The organism is Psychrobacter pacificensis (genome assembly GCF_900101915.1).
Lineage (GTDB): Bacteria > Pseudomonadota > Gammaproteobacteria > Pseudomonadales > Moraxellaceae > Psychrobacter > Psychrobacter pacificensis.
Window position 1 is genome coordinate 32,260 of the sequence record NZ_FNAL01000008.1, and the last position, 18,675, is coordinate 50,934.

Annotated in this window: 18 protein-coding genes; 11 read left to right on the plus strand and 7 right to left on the minus strand. The window is 43.3% G+C overall.

Translation table 11 applies throughout. The features are described from left to right. Nucleotides 1-45 precede the first annotated feature (45 nt). The 7 genes from BLR43_RS06450 to pnp all read left to right on the plus strand — a co-directional run bounded on the left by BLR43_RS06450 (nucleotide 46) and on the right by pnp (nucleotide 6,417). Complete coding sequence (locus tag BLR43_RS06450; RefSeq protein WP_093069711.1) at nucleotides 46-435, plus strand: ribosome-binding factor A; 390 nt, start codon at nucleotides 46-48, stop codon at nucleotides 433-435. Nucleotides 436-444: 9 nt separating this feature from the next. Further along, nucleotides 445-1,533, plus strand: coding sequence for a tRNA pseudouridine(55) synthase TruB (gene truB / locus BLR43_RS06455; protein ID WP_071002601.1), 1,089 nt, complete (start codon nucleotides 445-447; stop codon nucleotides 1,531-1,533). Between the two features lie 335 nt (nucleotides 1,534-1,868). Next, nucleotides 1,869-2,393: a type 1 glutamine amidotransferase domain-containing protein gene (locus BLR43_RS06460; protein WP_093069713.1), complete on the plus strand. Its 525-nt coding sequence runs from the start codon at nucleotides 1,869-1,871 to the stop codon at nucleotides 2,391-2,393. A gap of 92 nt (nucleotides 2,394-2,485) precedes the next feature. Continuing rightward, nucleotides 2,486-2,647 (plus strand): hypothetical protein, encoded by a 162-nt coding sequence (locus BLR43_RS13595; protein ID WP_156770984.1) that lies wholly within the window; start codon nucleotides 2,486-2,488, stop codon nucleotides 2,645-2,647. Between the two features lie 126 nt (nucleotides 2,648-2,773). Further along, entirely contained in the window at nucleotides 2,774-2,950 is a 177-nt protein-coding gene (locus BLR43_RS13600; protein ID WP_167669387.1) for a hypothetical protein, read from the plus strand. 374 nt (nucleotides 2,951-3,324) lie between these two features. Next, nucleotides 3,325-3,591, plus strand: coding sequence for a 30S ribosomal protein S15 (rpsO, locus tag BLR43_RS06465; RefSeq protein ID WP_058023603.1), 267 nt, complete (start codon nucleotides 3,325-3,327; stop codon nucleotides 3,589-3,591). 723 nt (nucleotides 3,592-4,314) lie between these two features. Continuing rightward, entirely contained in the window at nucleotides 4,315-6,417 is a 2,103-nt protein-coding gene (pnp, locus tag BLR43_RS06470) for a polyribonucleotide nucleotidyltransferase (protein ID WP_093069715.1), read from the plus strand. A gap of 113 nt (nucleotides 6,418-6,530) precedes the next feature. Here pnp and BLR43_RS06475 read toward each other — a convergent pair whose 3' ends face one another. The 4 genes from BLR43_RS06475 to BLR43_RS06490 all read right to left on the minus strand — a co-directional run bounded on the left by BLR43_RS06475 (nucleotide 6,531) and on the right by BLR43_RS06490 (nucleotide 10,273). Next, nucleotides 6,531-7,094 (minus strand): hypothetical protein, encoded by a 564-nt coding sequence (locus BLR43_RS06475; protein WP_071002598.1) that lies wholly within the window; start codon nucleotides 7,092-7,094, stop codon nucleotides 6,531-6,533. A gap of 28 nt (nucleotides 7,095-7,122) precedes the next feature. Continuing rightward, nucleotides 7,123-7,671 carry a cell envelope integrity TolA family protein gene (locus tag BLR43_RS06480; RefSeq protein ID WP_058023600.1) on the minus strand — a complete coding sequence of 183 codons (549 nt, stop codon included), beginning with the start codon at nucleotides 7,669-7,671 and terminating at the stop codon, nucleotides 7,123-7,125. Nucleotides 7,672-7,813: 142 nt separating this feature from the next. Then, nucleotides 7,814-8,071, minus strand: a complete 258-nt coding sequence (locus BLR43_RS06485; protein ID WP_058023599.1) for a YheV family putative zinc ribbon protein — start codon at nucleotides 8,069-8,071, stop codon at nucleotides 7,814-7,816. Further along, nucleotides 8,072-10,273 (minus strand): M3 family metallopeptidase, encoded by a 2,202-nt coding sequence (locus BLR43_RS06490; RefSeq protein WP_093069718.1) that lies wholly within the window; start codon nucleotides 10,271-10,273, stop codon nucleotides 8,072-8,074. Between the two features lie 553 nt (nucleotides 10,274-10,826). Between BLR43_RS06490 and BLR43_RS06495 the strand changes: the two genes are divergently transcribed. From BLR43_RS06495 to BLR43_RS06510, 4 genes are all read left to right on the plus strand, one after another. After that, complete coding sequence (locus tag BLR43_RS06495; protein ID WP_093069721.1) at nucleotides 10,827-11,939, plus strand: AOC03_06830 family ribosome hibernation factor; 1,113 nt, start codon at nucleotides 10,827-10,829, stop codon at nucleotides 11,937-11,939. 204 nt (nucleotides 11,940-12,143) lie between these two features. After that, complete coding sequence (locus tag BLR43_RS06500) at nucleotides 12,144-12,899, plus strand: endonuclease/exonuclease/phosphatase family protein (RefSeq protein WP_093069724.1); 756 nt, start codon at nucleotides 12,144-12,146, stop codon at nucleotides 12,897-12,899. A gap of 178 nt (nucleotides 12,900-13,077) precedes the next feature. Next, entirely contained in the window at nucleotides 13,078-14,103 is a 1,026-nt protein-coding gene (locus BLR43_RS06505; protein ID WP_071002593.1) for an NADP-dependent oxidoreductase, read from the plus strand. Nucleotides 14,104-14,349: 246 nt separating this feature from the next. Next, nucleotides 14,350-14,736: an EcsC family protein gene (locus BLR43_RS06510; RefSeq protein ID WP_093069727.1), complete on the plus strand. Its 387-nt coding sequence runs from the start codon at nucleotides 14,350-14,352 to the stop codon at nucleotides 14,734-14,736. Between the two features lie 128 nt (nucleotides 14,737-14,864). On the opposite strand, the gene BLR43_RS06515 is transcribed toward BLR43_RS06510, so the two are convergent. From BLR43_RS06515 to BLR43_RS06525, 3 genes are read right to left on the minus strand one after another with little or no spacing between them, the layout of a single operon-like run. Further along, nucleotides 14,865-15,482: an alpha-ketoglutarate-dependent dioxygenase AlkB family protein gene (locus BLR43_RS06515; RefSeq protein ID WP_093069730.1), complete on the minus strand. Its 618-nt coding sequence runs from the start codon at nucleotides 15,480-15,482 to the stop codon at nucleotides 14,865-14,867. A 20-nt stretch (nucleotides 15,483-15,502) separates the two neighbouring features. Beyond that, the gene (locus BLR43_RS06520) at nucleotides 15,503-16,393 is read right to left on the minus strand and encodes an alpha/beta fold hydrolase (RefSeq protein WP_093069733.1); all 891 of its coding nucleotides are present in this window, start codon (nucleotides 16,391-16,393) and stop codon (nucleotides 15,503-15,505) included. A 37-nt stretch (nucleotides 16,394-16,430) separates the two neighbouring features. Next, a complete protein-coding gene (locus BLR43_RS06525; protein ID WP_093069736.1) occupies nucleotides 16,431-18,344 on the minus strand; it encodes an ABC transporter ATP-binding protein in 1,914 nt (637 codons plus the stop codon). Nucleotides 18,345-18,675: the final 331 nt, after the last annotated feature.

Genomic DNA, 18,675 nt, shown 5'->3' on the forward strand with positions numbered 1-18,675 from the left:
TTCTATATATTAATAACAATAGACCCATTAAAGTAAGGTAACAACATGAACCAACGTTTACAACGCTTATCCGATCAGATCCAGCGTGAGCTTGCTGTTCTTATTCGTGATGAAGTCAATGATCCTCGTCTGACAGGTTTTGTCACAATCTCCAGTGTCAAAGTGAGCCCAGATTTAGGCTATGCAGATATCTATGTCACTATCATGGAGCCTGAGCTCAATGATGCCATGACTAAGACCAATCACGTAGAAAGCGTCAAAGTACTGAATAAAGCAGCAGGGTTTTTGCGTACTGAGCTGAGCCATAGCCTAAAAACACGTACTACGCCGCGCCTACGCTTTCACTATGATGAAGTGACTGCTCGTGGTAACTACATGATGGACTTGATTAATAAAGCCGTCAACAAAACTGAGCAAAACGAGAATGACGAGTAAGTTATTATTATGTCTATAACGTCTAAGCAACCTGATAAAAAAGCCAGCAAAGCACCTGAAAAAATAAAAGTTTCAGGGGTTATCTTGGTGGACAAACCCAAAGGTATGACTTCACAGCAAGTTGTGTCGAAAGTGAAGTATTTGTTTAAGTCACCGATACACGATAGCAAAAAGGCTGGTCATACTGGTACGCTTGATCCGATGGCAACTGGTTTATTGCCGATTTGCCTAGGCGAAGCGACCAAGTTTAGTCATTATCAACTGGATGCTGACAAGTCTTATCAAGCAACGATTTTGCTTGGTAGTCAAACCGATACGGGTGATGCAGACGGTCAAGTGGTGGCACAATCATCTATTCCAACATTTGATGATGTTTCATTGGCTACTATCGCACAGCAATTTCTGGGCCCTCAGCAGCAGATACCACCGATGTATTCAGCATTAAAAAAAGATGGCAAAAAACTGTATGAGTATGCCCGCGCTGGTATTGAAATTGATAGGCCACCGAGAGATATCATTATTAAGGCGATTGAGCTGCATGCGATTGATGATATACAGATTTGTTTGACAGTCACTTGTACCAAAGGGACTTACGTACGCGTATTAGCAGAGGATATTGCAAAAAAGCTAGGAACGCTTGGACATTTAACGGCATTGCGTCGCACGCAAGTCGGTAATTTTAGTATTGATGATTCTATTGCACTATCGGCTTTAGAAGACAAAGACTTAGATAGCCGACACTCTCAGTTATTGCCTGTCGATGCGTGTATTGATATCGATGCTGAGTTGGTACTGACCGAAGAACAGTGCGCGCGCGTACATATGGGACAGCGCTTAAACGTATCCGATAGCTTGATAGGTAAGCTTAGAGATTATGTTGCAAGCAATGCTGCTCATCAAATATCCCATGCCAGTGAAGCAGAAACCAATATTGCTGGTTCTGATATCGGTACTGAAGACAGCATGGACATCTCGCAGCCTTTACAGCACGAGTTAGCTGTTGATATACGCTTGCTAAATGAGCAAGGAGCATTTCTTGGATTGGGCGCCATTAGCCTCAATGGACGCTTACAGCCCAAAAAGCTTATCCAACGTTGAGGCTGTATTAATAAATGCTGATCAGTAGGCAACGGTTTTTGTCTGCTTTACTAATGGTTTACACTAATCACATACCGTCACATTTTATTGCAGGTTTCGCCTATGGTGAAACCTGTTTTTTTTATACAGTGTATATACCAGTTAAGGACAGCTGCATAAAATGAAAATGGACGACAATAATAACCAAAAAATAGAATTATAACCAAGGACATTTTCTAATAAGTATAAAACCAGTCAAGGGAAGACTATTAACGATGTATAACATTAATGAATGATAAAAATATTAAAACAAATGAATTAATACAAACTCAATGCTAAATACAAAAGGAAATATTATGAAAACGATCGCTTTTTTACTACACAATAACTTCGAGCAAGCAGAATATGAAGATGTGAATAACCAGCTAAAAAACAAAGGTTATAAGACGCTACTGATCACTACGAACGATGCTAAAGAAGTCCAAGCCATGCAGCAGGATGTAAATAAAGGTGATACCTTTACTGCTGATATCTTCGTAAAAGATGCAAATGTTTCCGATTATGATGCATTGGTATTGCCAGGTGGTACAGTGAACGCTGATACTATTCGTGGTAACAAAGACGCTCATAAGGTTATCAATGCCATTAACGACGCAGGTAAACCATTAGCTGTGATTTGTCATGCACCTTGGGCACTTATCAACACGGGCATTGCTAAAGGCAAAACACTAACCGCCTATCATACGCTGCAAACCGATCTAGAAAATGCTGGTGCGACGTACGTCGATAAGACTGTACAAGTCGATGGCAGTTTAATTACTTCACGTAATCCAGATGATATCAGTAATTTTGTCGATGCTATCGACAAAGCATTGTCTTAAATTTTGCTTTATTTATTGAAAGATGAAAAATTAAAAATTCTCAACTATTTATAATTACAATTAAAGATATAATTACAATTAAGGAAAATATTATGTCTAACTCTAACCCAAATGATACTGAACTTGAGCAACAACGTGCTGAATCGGCAACGGCCGCTCTTAAGAGTCAAACTGAAGACAACCATACTGAAAACAGCGAAGCAGCAGCAGACCGCATTGCTAGTAATGTAAAAGATGCTAAAGAAGACAAATAGTATCTTTGTGTGTCATTCAGCCTAGAATGGTACAGCTGCATTTGGCTTTAGCTTAGTAGCAATAATTATTTTAGTATTGGTAACTGTAAAATAGATATTTTGAAAAATAATAATGTAGGAGCTAACATGAGTAACTCAACAGATAATATGGATGCGCAAGAAAAAAAAATTCAGCAATTATCAGAAGACATTGATCCTGGTGAGGATGCTACTCCTGATAGTTTGGCAGAAGCCACCACAGCGTCACCACTTGACGATGACGAGCTAGGTGGCAATGCAACACAAGATGATATTAACAAATAAGCAAACATTGTCATCTGTTGATAAACTGTCCTCCCATTAAGGCCAGATCTAAATTTACAAGTTTTATGAAAAACTGCTGATAGTTCAGCAGTTTTTTGTTATAATTGCCCTCACATTTAAATCAGGTTTTGAATAATGTATGTTAGTTAGATCCACACCTTAACTAGGTGTTGACGTTGATAAATATAATGCATACGTTCAAACGTGTTAAATGGTCGTTATCTTTAACTGAATTTGTCGTACACTAGGTCAACTCTAGTAATGCAGGGTTGTCCTGAATGGCGCGCAAGTTATTTTATTTACTATTCTACTGCTTTTAATCTGACTCAAATTGTAGTCCGTTTTTAAAGTTTTTAGCATTGCCGGAGATATTTATGCTAACTAATACCGATCGTGAACAAATCATCGCTCAATACCAACGTGGCGAAAACGACACTGGCTCCCCAGAAGTTCAAGTAGCTTTGTTGAGCGCTCGTATCAACGATTTGCAGAATCATTTCAAAGAACATAAAGCTGACCATCATAGCCGTCGCGGTCTTATCCGTATGGTTAACACGCGTCGCAAATTGCTTGATTACCTAAAAGGTAAAGATCTTGGTCGCTACACCACTCTTATCAGTCAGTTAGGTCTACGTCGCTAATCTAACGACAATAATACGAGTGGGTGGTAAAACAAAGGACGCCATTATATGGCAGAATCTTAAAATTTTTGCTAACCGCTTGGAACTTGTTTGTTGTTATCGATAAAATAGATTTTTCTAAAAACGGTGTGGAATAGTTTCACGCCGTTTTTTTATGCTTATTCATTTTGAAAGCTATGTTTAGATAGCACCATTTGTCTAAAACACATCAATGTCGACAAACATCAGCTACCAAAAATAATGATAATGATGCTGATTGGGCGTTAAAATCAGTATTTCCTATCGATAACGGCTCTGTTCTGCAATTAATTGGTCAATGGCTATAAATCACTGTAAAATAATGCCTTGTGAGTTCGATAGTATATCTACTGAATATATAGCGACTACTGATAAAGTACTTGTCTCTTAGCTTACTGCGTAAATAGCTGATTCTTGAGAGCGTAGACATAGCCTGGACGGTCTTTAGCGCCGAAGTCTTTTGACTTAATGTCTGTTTGATAGTATTTATAGTAAAGCCAAAATTGAACGACCAAATATACATAATAGTACGATGTCTAGCACGAAAAGATATATGAAATAATTAGGTAAAGTTATTGGCATTGATTGAGATGATTTCTAATAGAGAGATTGTCAGTTAATGACCATATACACAGAATTTTAATGACAGATATCAGGTTTTTCAAAGCTGATATCACTTTTGTCAGTCAACATTAGGAAGATTATATGACAATGTTTAATACCATTAAGCGTGAATTTCAGTACGGCGATCAGCAGGTCGTTATCGAGACAGGCCGAATTGCCCGTCAAGCAAACTCTGTATTAGTACATATGGGTGGCGTGACCGTACTTGTCGCAGCAGTCGTAAAATCAGAAGCCAAAGAAGGTCAAAACTTCTTTCCATTGACCGTAAACTATCAAGAAAAAATGTACGCTGTGGGTAAAATCCCAGGTGCTTACGGCAAACGTGAAGGCCGTGCGAGCGAGTTTGAAACGCTGACCTCTCGCTTAATCGACCGTCCGATTCGTCCGTTATTTCCTGAAGGTTATGTAAACGAGATTCAAATTACTGCCACCGTCGTGTCATCAGACAAGACGCAGCACGCAGACATCGCCGCGATGATTGGTGCATCAGCGGCATTGGCAATCTCAGATGCGCCGTTTAACGGTCCTATCGCTGGCGCACGCGTTGGCTTTATCGATGGCGAATACGTGCTAAACCCAACGCTTGAGCAGCTAGAAACCAGTGACCTTGACCTTGTGGTTGCGGGCACCAAATCAGCAGTATTGATGGTTGAATCAGAAGCAGCAGAGCTGTCAGAAGACCAAATGTTAGGCGCAGTCTTGTACGGTCACGAGCAGCAACAAATCGTCATCGACAACATCGTTGCCCTTGCTGAAGAAGTGGGCACACAAAAGCAAGAATTCACCGCGCCTGCTGCCAATGCTGAGCTAGAGTCTGCGGTAAAAGCGCAGTTCGGCGACAAAATCGCTGAAGCCTACACCATCACTGAAAAGCAAGAGCGTTACGCGGCCCTTGATGAGATTAAGCAAGCCATCATTGAGAGCCTAGCAGGTGATGCTGAAGCGGACGACTACAGTGACAAAGTGTCTGAGCTCAAAGACATCTATGAAGAACAAAAATACCGCACCGTGCGTGACAATATCCTATCAGGTAAGCCACGTATTGATGGTCGTGATCTTGAGACGGTTCGTGCACTTGACGTACAGGTTGGCGTATTGCCATACACGCATGGCTCTGCGCTATTCACGCGCGGCGAGACGCAGGCATTGGTTACCACCACGCTAGGCAACACCCGTGATGTCAATATGATTGACTCACTAGGTGGCACGATTCGCGACCATTTCATGCTGCATTATAACTTCCCACACTTTTCAGTAGGTGAGACAGGTCGTGAAGGCGCGCCAAAGCGTCGTGAAATCGGTCATGGTCGCCTAGCACGCCGCGGTGTACAAGCGATGCTACCAGACAGCGAGCGCTTCCCATACGTCATCCGTGTGGTATCAGAAATCACTGAATCAAACGGTTCATCTTCTATGGCGTCTGTTTGCGGTGCAAGCTTGGCGTTGATGGATGCAGGCGTACCATTAAAAGCACCAGTTGCTGGTATCGCGATGGGTCTGGTTAAAGAAGGCGAGCGTTTTGCTGTCTTGTCAGATATCTTAGGTGACGAAGATCATCTAGGCGATATGGACTTTAAAGTAGCTGGTTCTAAAAACGGTATCACTGCACTACAGATGGATATCAAGATTGAAGGTATTACCCCTGACATCATGGAGCAAGCGCTTAAGCAAGCCCACGCTGGTCGTATCCATATCTTGGACGCAATGAACCAAGTATTGCCTGAGAGCCGTACTGAAATCAACGCTCATGCACCAAACTATGCCGTTATCGAAATCAACCCAGACAAAATTCGTGACGTTATCGGTAAAGGCGGTGCAACTATCCGTCAGCTAACCGAAGAGACTGGTGCGGTTATCGATATCGATGACGCTGGTACGATTCGTATCTTTGGTGAAAACAAAGCAGCGACTAAAGCCGCTATCGGTAAAATCGAAGCAATAACTGCTGAAGTTGAAGTTGGCAAAACTTATGAAGGTACGGTTGCTCGTATCGTCGACTTTGGTGCGTTTGTTAACCTATTACCAAACACTGATGGCCTAGTGCACATCTCACAAATCGCAGAAGAGCGCGTAGAAAATGTATCTGATTATCTGAAAGAAGGTCAGGTCGTTAAAGTGCTTGTGCAAGACGTTGATAACCGCGGCCGTATCAAACTGACGATGAAAGGTGTTGAGCAGAACTAAGGCTCAGTATTTGATGTAGTTTGATTCATAAAAACCGCCTTGGGATGCTCTTATGAGTGCCCAAGGCGGTTTTTTTATAGGCGCAAAAAAATGATGACTGGCTAGAGAGCCATTTATAAATCAATGCTTTTGGGCATATGTATATCGATACGCAGTTTTGGTAGGTCTTGTAAATACGTGGTCAATAATGGCAACGTATCAGTCTGCCAATCTAGAGGTAGCGAATTTATACTCCCATTTTTATTAGATATAGGATCGCGAGGATTATCGGAGATAAGCGGACGAGCGAGTAGCGCAACCCTACGGATACCCTGATAGCGTATGAGCGGAATTAATTTCTGCTGTAGGTCAATCAAAGCCGCGATGAGCCAACGCGACCGCGCAGGATGGTATGGGTGGTTTGATACAGCAAGGTTGGCGATATAACTTGGTTGATTGCCGTTACTACTGATGCCAAGACCAGATTGCTCACGTGTGCGCTTATACAGTAAGCAGCTGCCGACACTCAGACTGCCATCACGGCACACGCTATGATAATGATGATAGTTATCAGGAAACAATGTTTTGGCTCGCGTGAGCACAGGGTCTAGAATGACACCAGCGTTATTGACAGGTAAAACAAGCAGCTGTGCATTGCTATTTAAAATAGAGGCATGCGTAAGTTGTAGAATCGCCATTATAGACCTCTTTGTGAAAATCCTGCGTTTATTGTGTCTCTGTACTAGTAGAGCTATCCGCTTCTAATTGTGCTATTTGCTGTTCAAGTAGAGCGATTTGTTCTGCTTTCATATCGGTTAGCTGTTTATTCATTGCCAATTGCTCAGCAGCCAACTTTTCTTGTTCAGCTAAGCGTTTACGTTCATCTTCTAAACGATCAATTTCTTCTTTGGCTAAGCTGTCCGTCTTTGGCAGCGGTGCATTTAAGATAGCTTTAGGGTTTCGCGTTTCAACACCCTTATTGTCGTCTGCACTGGCGCTTTCATCAGTGAAACTGCTGTCAGTGAGTACAGTGTCAGGCTCATCAGTTATGACGTGTGGAGTTGAAGCCGCTTGAGCAGCCTCGGTTTGCTTATTCATCGTAGTTGATTGAATGATAGGTGAAACCACTTCTGGCTCGGGTTTTACCCAAAGTAAGTAACCAACAGCAATGAGTATCACCGCAAAAATAAGGATAATCCAAACTCGTCGGCCAGCTGTCGCAGATGTTGCCCTAGAAGGCTTGGTCGATAAAGGGCGCATTTTTTTACGGTTCATATTATGATCGATTTGTGTCAAGAATATAAGTAGACCTACTATAGCAAACTCAAAATAAAAAGCCTATCTATTGATAGATAGGCTTAAGTCAGTATGAAATAGTGAGTTGCTTAGGTGGTAGTCTAGAAACAACACTGGATAACTAGGGTTTGAACTTGACTGTACCACTGGTGCCTGTTGTCATGGCATCGCGAGCAAGCTGATCCTCAAGATGGTTTTTGGCGCTGATGGCATCAGGGTCAGGGCGATGTTCCGAATGTCCGCATTTTGTGCATTCGATGTATTCATCTGGCGCTGGCGTAACAATATTTATCTGTACCACAGCGTCCATCTCCTGGCATTTTGGACAGCGCACTCCTGCTAAAAATCGACGTTTAGGGCTTGATGACTGATAGCGCATTTAGATAGCCTCGCGTGTTGTTTGAGCATTTGCAGCATCAGTGTTTTTTGCATCAGTGAAACCGTTATGGCGTAGCAAGGCATCTATGTTCGCACTACGGCCACGGAAGTTTTCGAAATTGGTTTTGGCTGGAAAACTGCCTCCAACAGACAGGATCGACTCACGAAAAGCTTTACCCGTTGCTGGGTTAAAAATACCGTCTTCTTCAAACTTACTAAACGCGTCAGCTGATAGCAGCTCAGCCCATTTATACGAGTAATAACCTGCAGCATAGCCACCTGCGAATATATGGCTGAAGCCATTGGCAAAGCGGTTATAGTCAGGTGTTTGCATGATAGCGATATCGCTACGCACGGCATTTAAAGTCGCTAAGATACCCTCATAATTAAGTGCTGGTGTATGGGCATGAATCAGCAAATCAAACAGCGCAAACTCAATCTGGCGCAGCGTTTGTAGGCCGCTTTGGAAGTTTTTGACAGCCAATAGTGCATCAAGTTTGTCTTTAGGCAATGGCTCGCCAGTGTCGACATGACTGCTAATAAGGGCAATGCCTTCAGCATCCCAAGCCCAGTTTTCCATAAACTGACTAGGAAGCTCGACGGCATCCCATTCGACGCCATTGACACCCGCGACATCACCGACCGTCACTTGAGTTAACAAATGATGTAAGCCGTGACCAAATTCGTGGAATAAGGTCAGCACCTCTTCATGGGTCAATAAGCTTGGCTTGCCATCAAGTGCGGGCGTAAAATTGCCAACCATGAAGCAAACAGGTAGCTGCTGATGGTTTTGTTCCTCGTAACTGTAACGAGATTGAAAACCACTCATCCAAGCACCGCCGCGCTTGCCGCTACGAGCAAACAAATCAAAATAAAATCCGCCAATCAATTGATCATCAGCATCAAACAGTTGGTAAAAACGTACGTCATCGTGCCAGCGTGATACAGAATGATCATCTGCACCCTCATAGCTTTGCTCTTGTACTGTAATACCATATAGACGTTCGACAATGGCAAACAAACCGCTCGTCACTTTTGGCAGTGGGAAATAAGGACGAATCTCTTCTTGTGACAAGCTAAATTCACTTTGTTTTACTTTCTCAGCGATGTAGGCGCTATCCCAAGGTTGCAATTCATCAATGCCATAATCCTGCGCACACCTCTGTAACTGTGCTAAATCTTTCTGCGCGGCCGGGGTCGCTTGAGTGGCCAAGTCACGCAGGAACGTTTCTACCTCTGAGACACTGTCTGCCATCTTAGTCGATAGAGAGACTTCAGCATAGTTAGCAAATCCTAATAACTTGGCCTTTTGTTCACGTAAGGTGAGAATTTGGCTCATGATGTCAGCATTGTTTAATGACTCACCTTTAGCATTGGTATGCGTATCAAATTCAGAGGCGCGCGTGACATAAGCGCGATACAGCGTTTCCCGTAAGCTGCGGTCATCAGCGTGGGTCATAACCGCTAGATATATAGGAATGTTCAAGCTTGCGACATAATAAGGCGTCGGAAGCGCGTCTATATCTGTTTGACTCAGGGTGCCATTAGCAAGCTCACGCGTTTTGTACTGTGCACCTGCATCTGCCAATAGCGCCAAACCGCTCTCTGTTAAGCCTTTTAGCTGATTTGGTTGTAGAGGCAATGCAAAGGCTTGGGTTGCATCCAAGATATGATCTGAGAATGTCGCAGATAAGGTAGATAGCTCACTTTGAATAGCAGCAAATTTATCTTGCTCAGCTTGAGGCAAGGCGACCCCTGATAACTCAAAGCTACGTAGTGCCAGCTCGATCGCCCGCGCACGTGCCGGCTCAAGTGCCGCAAAAAACTCGGTATCATCGGCGATCGTTTGATAGCGGGTAAAAAGTGGCTGATGTTGACCAACCCGCGTCCCGTAAGCCGATAACTTGGGCAGTAGCTCGTGGTGGACATGACGAATCTCATCGTTACTCATCACGCCATTGAGATGAGACAAGATTCCCCAGCTACGATCTAGCGCTAGATTGATATGATCAAACTGCATCACATCTGCCAGCGCTTGCTCAGCGCTTAATTTTGCAATGCCAGTACTATTGTCAGCCCCCGCCGTCAAGTTATCTAAGAAACTATTGGCATCGTCGATAGCATTGATGACTTGGGTTTGTAATGTACTTGGCGCAGCATTGGTAAAATCAACAAGGCGCAAATCTGAAGAAGGAAGAGACATAAAGGTATCCGATATTAATGATTATTATGAAAGAAACATTGGGCAAACGTAGCTTTTAAATCGCGCTTGATACGAGCTAACTTTGCGATGTACTACGATTCGCGCCATTTAAAATTTATATTTAGTTATATAAAAGATGGGTTCATTTAGTCAAAATACAACCTGAGTACTTATAAACTAAAAGTGAATGCTTAAACTAAAAGTGAATGCTCAAAGGAAACGACAAATAATATAGTAAGCTGAGATGTTAGAAATCTTTAACAATACAGATTGCTCTACTTACAAAGTGCTATCATTTGCTTGCAAATTAACCCTATAGCGAGCTTAGGGTAGCTGTTAGCATCAAGATAAAGGAATTTAAAAATTGTACGCCGATCAGGCGTACAGATAGACAATGGACAAAAAATATTGATGAATTGACAGCATAATTCGTTGTTTATCGACAATGATTAGAGCTGCTATTAATAATAAATAAGGCAAGATGCCCTGACATTGTACACATAAAAGAATGTATAAAATCGAAAGTAAATGATAATAAAACAAGGAGCAATATATGAAAGCGACTCTTAAAAGCTTACGTGAAACCAAAGCCAATCCAGCGGTAAGTATCTTTGTTAAGACTCACCGCGCGCATCCAGCTAACGAGCAAGATCCTATCGCTCTAAAAAATCAGTTGAAAGTTGTCGAAGACCGCCTAAATAAAGAATATGATAAGAGCACAGCGACGACTATTTTAGATAATATTCATGCAAAGACCAAAGAATTAAATCATAACTATAATCTTGATACTTTAGCGATATTTGCTAGTACAGATGATGTGCAAATCGTCCGTATGCCAATCGATACGACCGAGCGCGTTGTCATATCAGACAGCTTTGCCACTCGTGATTTGGTGCGTGATATGGCCAGTGCGGTACATTACTACACGGTTGTCCTAACCCGCGATAATTCTCGTCTGATTGAAGCATCAAATGATCGCGTCATTAGAGAGTTTGATAAAGATGACGACATACAAAACAACATGGAAAATATCCAGTTTCCTGTTGAAAATAACGGGCTGTATAACACAGGTGACGGTGGGTCAGATCGTTCATCAAATAATGAAAGCAGCCACTTAAAAGAATACTTTAATCAAGTCGATAAAAGCGTACAAGAGCTATGGGGTGAGCACAAAATGCCACTCGTGATCGTTGGTGACGCCAAAAACATCGGTTACTATAAAGAAGTCTGCGACCGTCCAGACAACATCATTGCTACCGTGTCAAATGTTACTAATTTAGAAGATGGCAGCGCTCAGCATATCGTTGATAGTGTACAAGAAGCGGTAGAAGAATACCGTACATCATTACATCATGCTGCTTTGGGCGAAATCGATAAAGCCCGCGGTGCGAATATGCTGCAGACTGATCTGCAGGAAGTATACCGTAGTGCATTCCAAGGCGCTGGCGAGACCCTTTATGTACGTCGTGGCTATATCCAATCTGCCAAAATTGATGAAAAAGCGCAAACTCTAAGCCTTGTAAGCGACGCTAGCGCAGAAGGCGTGACTGATGATGCGATCGGTGAAATCATCGAGCATGTCATCCATAATGGTGGTAAAGCTGTATTTATGCCACAAGATATCATGGGTGAAGATCAACCAATCGCGTTGGTTACTCGTTACTAATTTAACGATGATCTAACAATAACACCTACGTGCGATATTCATTTATGAATTAGCCATTAATAATGCATAGGTGTAATATGAGAGCATTGGTTTGATATGAGCCAGTGCTCTTTTTATTTCTTTCATTACTATCACTCTGAGTGTTATCGTAGCTGAGCTATTGATTTTTACTCCATAAATATTGAGCGTACAATTAACCAAATTATGACTACCACCTCTTTTGTTTTAACTAGCTACAACATTCACAAAGGCATGTCACCACTAAACCGTCAGGTGAAAATGCAAGGTATTGCTCAAGCGCTAGAAACTGTGGGTGCTGATATATTGTGTCTACAAGAAGTGCAGGGACAAAACCTCAAACGTAACATGCAATATAATGAGTACCCCAATCAATCTCAGCATGAATGGTTTGGCGAATTTTTGGATTTAGAAAATAGCTATGGCAAAAACTCAGAATACGAGAATGGTCATCACGGCAATGCCGTATTAAGCCGGTTCCCATTAGACCCAAAGCACAATGTCAATATTACGGTCAATCGGCTAGAGCAGCGCGGCGTCCTGCATTGTGAAGTGCAGCCTATCGGTTGGGACAGACCAGTTGTTGTACTGTGCGCGCATCTAAATCTGTTTGAGCGTGACCGTATTAAGCAGTATCAGGCTATCAGCGATTATGTAAGAAATGAGATTGCACCTGATCAACCGCTCATCTTGGCAGGCGATTTTAACGATTGGAAAAAGATGTCTTGCGACAAACTGGCAACTGAGCTTGGTATGATAGAAGCATTTAGACATTGTCATGGCAAATTGCTACCGACATTCCCCGCAAAACTGCCAGTGCTCAGTTTAGATCGTATCTATCTGCGTAATTTGGTTGTCAAAGACGCATGGGTACATGGTGGAAAGCCGTGGTCATCATTGTCGGATCATTTGCCGATTAGTGCAAAGCTGATGCTGCCTTAATACTTTCTTAATACTTGGTGGTGATGTGCTCGGATGCACTGCCTTGATAATCTATCGAGACTAAAACATCTTTTTAGCAAAAATACTATCGACTAAAATCCCCCCTTATGAAATAGTCATCTAACTTGAAATAAATAGTAAGCACTAACTAATAAACAAAATATAAGGATATATCACTATGGCAACGCCATCTACTAACGACAATAACCAACAACCTCAACTCCCCAATACCCAGCACGCTGCCCTGATACGTGAATTCGGTGAACCAGAAGTAATGATATATCAGGATGGTGTCGACATCCCTGAATTACAGGACGATCAGGTATTGGTCAAAGTCGCCTATGCCGGTATCAACCCTGTCGATTATAAAACCCGCCAAGGCAAAGGGTGGGGCGCAGAAAATATACAAAAACAAAAATTCGACAATAACCAGCCTGCTATTTTAGGGTTTGACGTATCAGGTACAGTGGTTGATAGCAGCAGCGATGAGTTCGCTATTGGAGATCGCGTTGCCGCCTTGACCTTTACTGGTGGTTGCTATGCGCAGTACGTGGCGGTAGACACCAAAATGCTTGCCAAAGTGCCAGAGAATGTGACATTAGAGCAGGCAGGGGCATTGCCGTGCATTGGGCAAACAGCGCTACAGTTTGTGGAATTTGCAGATATCAAAGAGGGTGAGCATGTCGTAATCAATGCACCAGCAGGCGGCGTCGGTCACTTATTAATACAGCTATTAATGGACAAAGTAAGCCGTGATGATATTAAGGTCACAGTTATTTGCTCACCAGAAAAATATGCCAAGCTCGGTGAGCTTATCGATACTGACAAGCTGGCAGGCTGGATTGATTATACCAAAGACGAAGCGTTCCCTGACTTGCAAGCCGACGTACTACTTGACTTAGTTGGCGATGATGCTGGCGTGCGCGCCCTGAGTGTGCTCAAATCGGGCGCGCGCGTGAATGTGTTGCCAACCATTTGGGTCGATAAACTCAAAGAAGCAGGCGAGCAAAAAAGCTTAGAAGTATCAGGGTATAAAGCGCAGCGTAGTGGTGATGATATGGCGCGTGTTTTACAGCAAGTCGCTGATGGTCAATTAACCTTAAAAATCCAAAAAATCTATCCTTTATCAGAAGTGGTAGCCGCGCACCATGAGCTACAAAAGGGCGATGCATTCGGAAAAATTGTCCTTGCTGCTTCTGAATAAGGGGCGCTAACCAGTTTTTTAAAAATCATAGGATCCTTTACGTACTTCATAAAGCTCTACAAGAATGGTGTCTCTGACAACACAACAGGCCTACTCTCTAATGTTGTCTGCTGTAGGATAGTGAGAGACACGCTGATAAATGAAGTAATAACAAAGGATGTTCTATGATTATGAATAAAGACATTGAAAATAAAGATACAGAGAATAAAAAACAGACGAAAAAGTAACGGATCATGTGGCCTAGACATGAATGATAAAGGCGAGCAGTTGTTTGCCATGTCTTTGTTGGCGGTGGCTACTTCTGCCTCTGCTGAAGCGCGCAAAGCAGCACTGGATGATACCCGTGCGATGATTAAAGATCCAGAAACGCAGACATTTAATCAGATTAATGAAGAGGTCATGTCGCGGGTACTGCGTCAGACAGCAACCAAAGTGGCCACCAATATGGTCAAAACGAAAGCCGCGCAAATCATTCCTGCGGTGGGTGCAGTAGTGGCAGGCGGTGTTAATGCCAACTATAGTGAATTCAGTATAAAAACGATACAGTGGGACTGGGATAATTTTTTCGCAGCCTCTGTCTGCGTAGGCACAGCACGCAAGGAAAATTTAGACCAGTTCCACCTTGATATATAATGTATCTGTTTTATTTAGGATTGACTATATACGGCCAATGTCTGTGAAGCGGCGTATCAATGCTACCGTGAACGTTTTTTAGATCGCATTGCATAGGTAATCGTTTACTCAACCTGACCATGGCAATTTTAGTTTGCAAGCATTTGACGAAATGTCAGGCTAATCCGTCCAGTATCGACTGTTTTTGTTTTCGTGATTGTATGCTTCCAAAAGCGCTGTGTGTCTCCATGCATGACAATTAATTGTCCAGACTCAAGATAAAGCGCGACTTTTTCTTGAGTTTTTTTGTGCTTAAAGACAAATTTGCGGGTGGCACCAAGGGAGAGAGATGCAATGATTGGTTGATGACCGAGCTCTTTTTCATCATCGGCATGATAGCCCATGCCATCAGTGCCAGTTGGATAATAGTTGAGCAAGCAGGTGTTGAAATGTGCTGCAATACCGATGTCTGCCAACGCTTTTTCTACATATTGTTTCACGTGGAACACTATATCTGACCATGGTACTGTTTGCCGCGTATGCCCTGAATACTGATAGTCTGCATCCGCGTCTCCCATCCAGACAATTTGGCGAGTCGTCACATGAGTTTTACCAAATAACGTCACTATATCCGATTGCCAAGGCAACTCATTTAACAATGTATCGTATAGGGTATTGGCATCGTTTATGACTATGCCTAGATCGTTTACATTACCATCATAGGGCAATATATTATCTGTGGGTGCGGGCGCAAAAAGGTCAGTCATAGATCAATAGTTATCTCTCATTATTTGCTGCGTTGATAGTGCTCTTGAATGATCTGAGCACACAGTTTGGGCGCTTCCATTGGCAGCAGGTGACCATAGTCTAGCAATGAGATGATGCTGCTATCAGGCACAAATTTTTGCCATTGTTGTCGTACCTTATCATTGATGAATAAGGTAGGCTTACCGGTAATCAGCGTATAAGGGCAGCGTAGTTTTTTGAGCGCGGCATCGATATGAGGGGCGCTAAAATAGTTGGCCAGCTCTTGCTCTGGAGCAAACATCAAGCTGTAACTTCCATTTGGATTTTTGCTCAAGCTCTGTTCGGCAAATATCTGCAAGTGTTCATCACTGATTCGTCTATAAGCACGCTGCGCACGCAAGTTGTCATAATGAGCATCGACACTTGGCCACGTAGATTGCCGATTTACTGTGCTTTTGAAAGGCTCACGACTCAGCAGGATAGAGCGCGGTAACAGATTATACAAAATAGCTTGGTTTTTGGTGAATGTGACAGGCTCTATCAGATATAGCTGCGAAAACAGCTCTGGACGTTTGGCTGCTGCCATGGCTGTGGCGGTTGCGCCTTGTGAATGTCCGATACCGACGACAGGCTTATCTTGTGTTTTTTCTAAAAACTCAATAAGCAGGTCAGCATCTTGCTCACGCGTTAGACGACGGCTGTGCGGTTTGTCATACCAATAGCCACGCAGGGCAAGTGAGCTGATATCAAACTCAGTTGCCAGCTCATTTAGCAATGGCGTATAGGTACCAACGGTGAAACTATTACCACCATAAAAATGCGCGGGTGTGCGGCGATGGTTATCTGTTTGAACTGACTGATTGAGCTGGCTAAGATGATAGTAACGTGCTTTTTTACCATCAAGATTGATGCTGTTTGTAAATGCTTCCATAAAATAAACACTTCCTTGTGATTTATTTTGATGGGTCTTAGTTGTCTTCACCTAAGAAACCACCGCTTTGACGTTGCCATAATTTAGCATAGACGCCATCGCGTGCGAGCAGCGCCTCGTGACTGCCTTGTTCAATAATACGCCCTTTGTCCATCACTACTAGTCGATCCAGTGCCGCAACGGTTGATAAACGGTGGGCAATGGCAATCACGGTTTTGCCAGTCATCATGTCGTTTAAGCTTTCAGTAATAGCAAATTCGATTTCAGAGTCAAGGGCACTCGTGGCTTCATCAAGCAGCAAAATTGGTGCGTTTTTCAGCATTACGCGGGAGATGGCGATACGCTGGCGCTGACCACCTGAGAGTTTGACGCCGCGCTCACCGACCTGGGTATCAAGGGCGGTGTTGCCTTTGTCATCGCTTAAGTCTTTGATAAAGTCCCATGCTTGGGCTTGCTTAGTGGCTTCAATAATTTCAGCATCGGTGGCATCTGGACGACCATAAGCAATGTTTTCACGGATGGTACGATGCAATAATGAGGTATCTTGGGTCACCATACCAATTTGCTGGCGCAGTGACTCTTGAGTGACCTCATCAATTGCCTGTCCATCAATAAAGATTTTGCCACTATCGACATCAAAGAAGCGTAGTAGTAAATTCACCAAGGTTGATTTGCCTGCCCCAGAGCGTCCGACCAGACCGATTTTTTCACCTGGTTTGATGTCCAAATAAAAGTCATCTAGCAGCTTCACACGGTTGCTCGCCAGTGCGGTACCTGCATTGTGCGCCTCATCGACGCGCGCGCCTTCATCATCGGCAGCGATCATATCCTCTTCGTAACCAAAATCAATATGATCAAAGACAATACGACCATCAGTGACCGTTAGTGTTTGCGCATTAGGTTTATCGACGATTTTTTGCGGGGCTGATAGAGTACGCATACCATCTTGTACCGTACCAATACTCTCAAACAAACTGGTGGTCTGCCACATAATCCAGTGGGTCAAACCGTTTAAGCGCAGTGCCATAGCAGTCGCTGCGGCAATCGCACCAACACCAACATCACCTTGTTGCCACAAATATACACCGATAGCTGCAGTCGAGCCAATCAAAGTCACACTGATGGCATGGTTGACGACCTCAAGATAGCTGACCCAGCGCATCTGTGCGTGTACCGTACCCAAAAACTGATTCATCGCGTATTTGGCATAACCCAATTCGCGCTGCGAGTGGCTAAACAGCTTGACGGTCATGATATTGGCATAAGCATCGGTGATGCGTCCTGTCATCAACGCACGGGCATCCGCTTGGACAATGGCCGTACGTTTGAGGCGCGGAATAAAGTACCACATGGAAAGCCCAAACAGTACAAACCAAACCGCAAATGGAATGAGCAGCAAGCTGTCTAGATTAAACAAAATCACCCCAGTAGTGACAAAATACACCACCACATACATCATCATATCGGTGATGGTCATCACTGTATCACGCACGGCCAATGCCGTTTGCATCACCTTTGCTGAGACACGTCCTGAAAACTCATCTTGATAAAACTGCATCGACTGCCCAAGCATTCGGCGGTGAAAACGCCAGCGCATCTGCATCGGAAACACGCCTTGGATCACTTGAAAATGTACCAATGACGATAAGGCAATCCAAAATGGGCTAAGGATTAACACAGCAAACATCAGCAGTAGCATGTCGCTTTTTTCTGCCCACAGTGTCTGCGGGGTATAAGCACCCAGCCAATCCACCAAGTTACCAATCCATGCAAACAACATGGCCTCATAGACCCCAACACCTGCGGAGAGGATCATAAATAAGAACAGCCAGCCACGTAAACCATGAGTACAGGCCCACAAAAACTTCAACAACCCCTTACGAGGCAATGGCATGGGCGTTTCTGGGAAGGCAGGAAGACGGGATTCAAAAAAACGAAAGAGAGCGTTCATAGGCGGCAATAATACGTCAAAACAGAGCGGTTTTGAGTCGTTACTTATGTTAATAAAATAGCAGGGTATTTTATCAAAACTTGGCAATCAGGCGTGCAGTAAATTGTAATTGATCCATGCATCGTGCTTTTGGTTGATACGTTATTGCCAATAACGCGCGTGGAAATACGGATAAATAGATTGCTGTCAAAAATATATTTTGCTACCTTCTAGACCGCAACTGGCTTAGTTGATCGAATGATGAGCGTTGTCATCATATTTTTTAATGAAATCAGTGGAATACAAAGCGGCTTACTTGATGCTGCGCCACCAGTGTATGGATAATAAATAC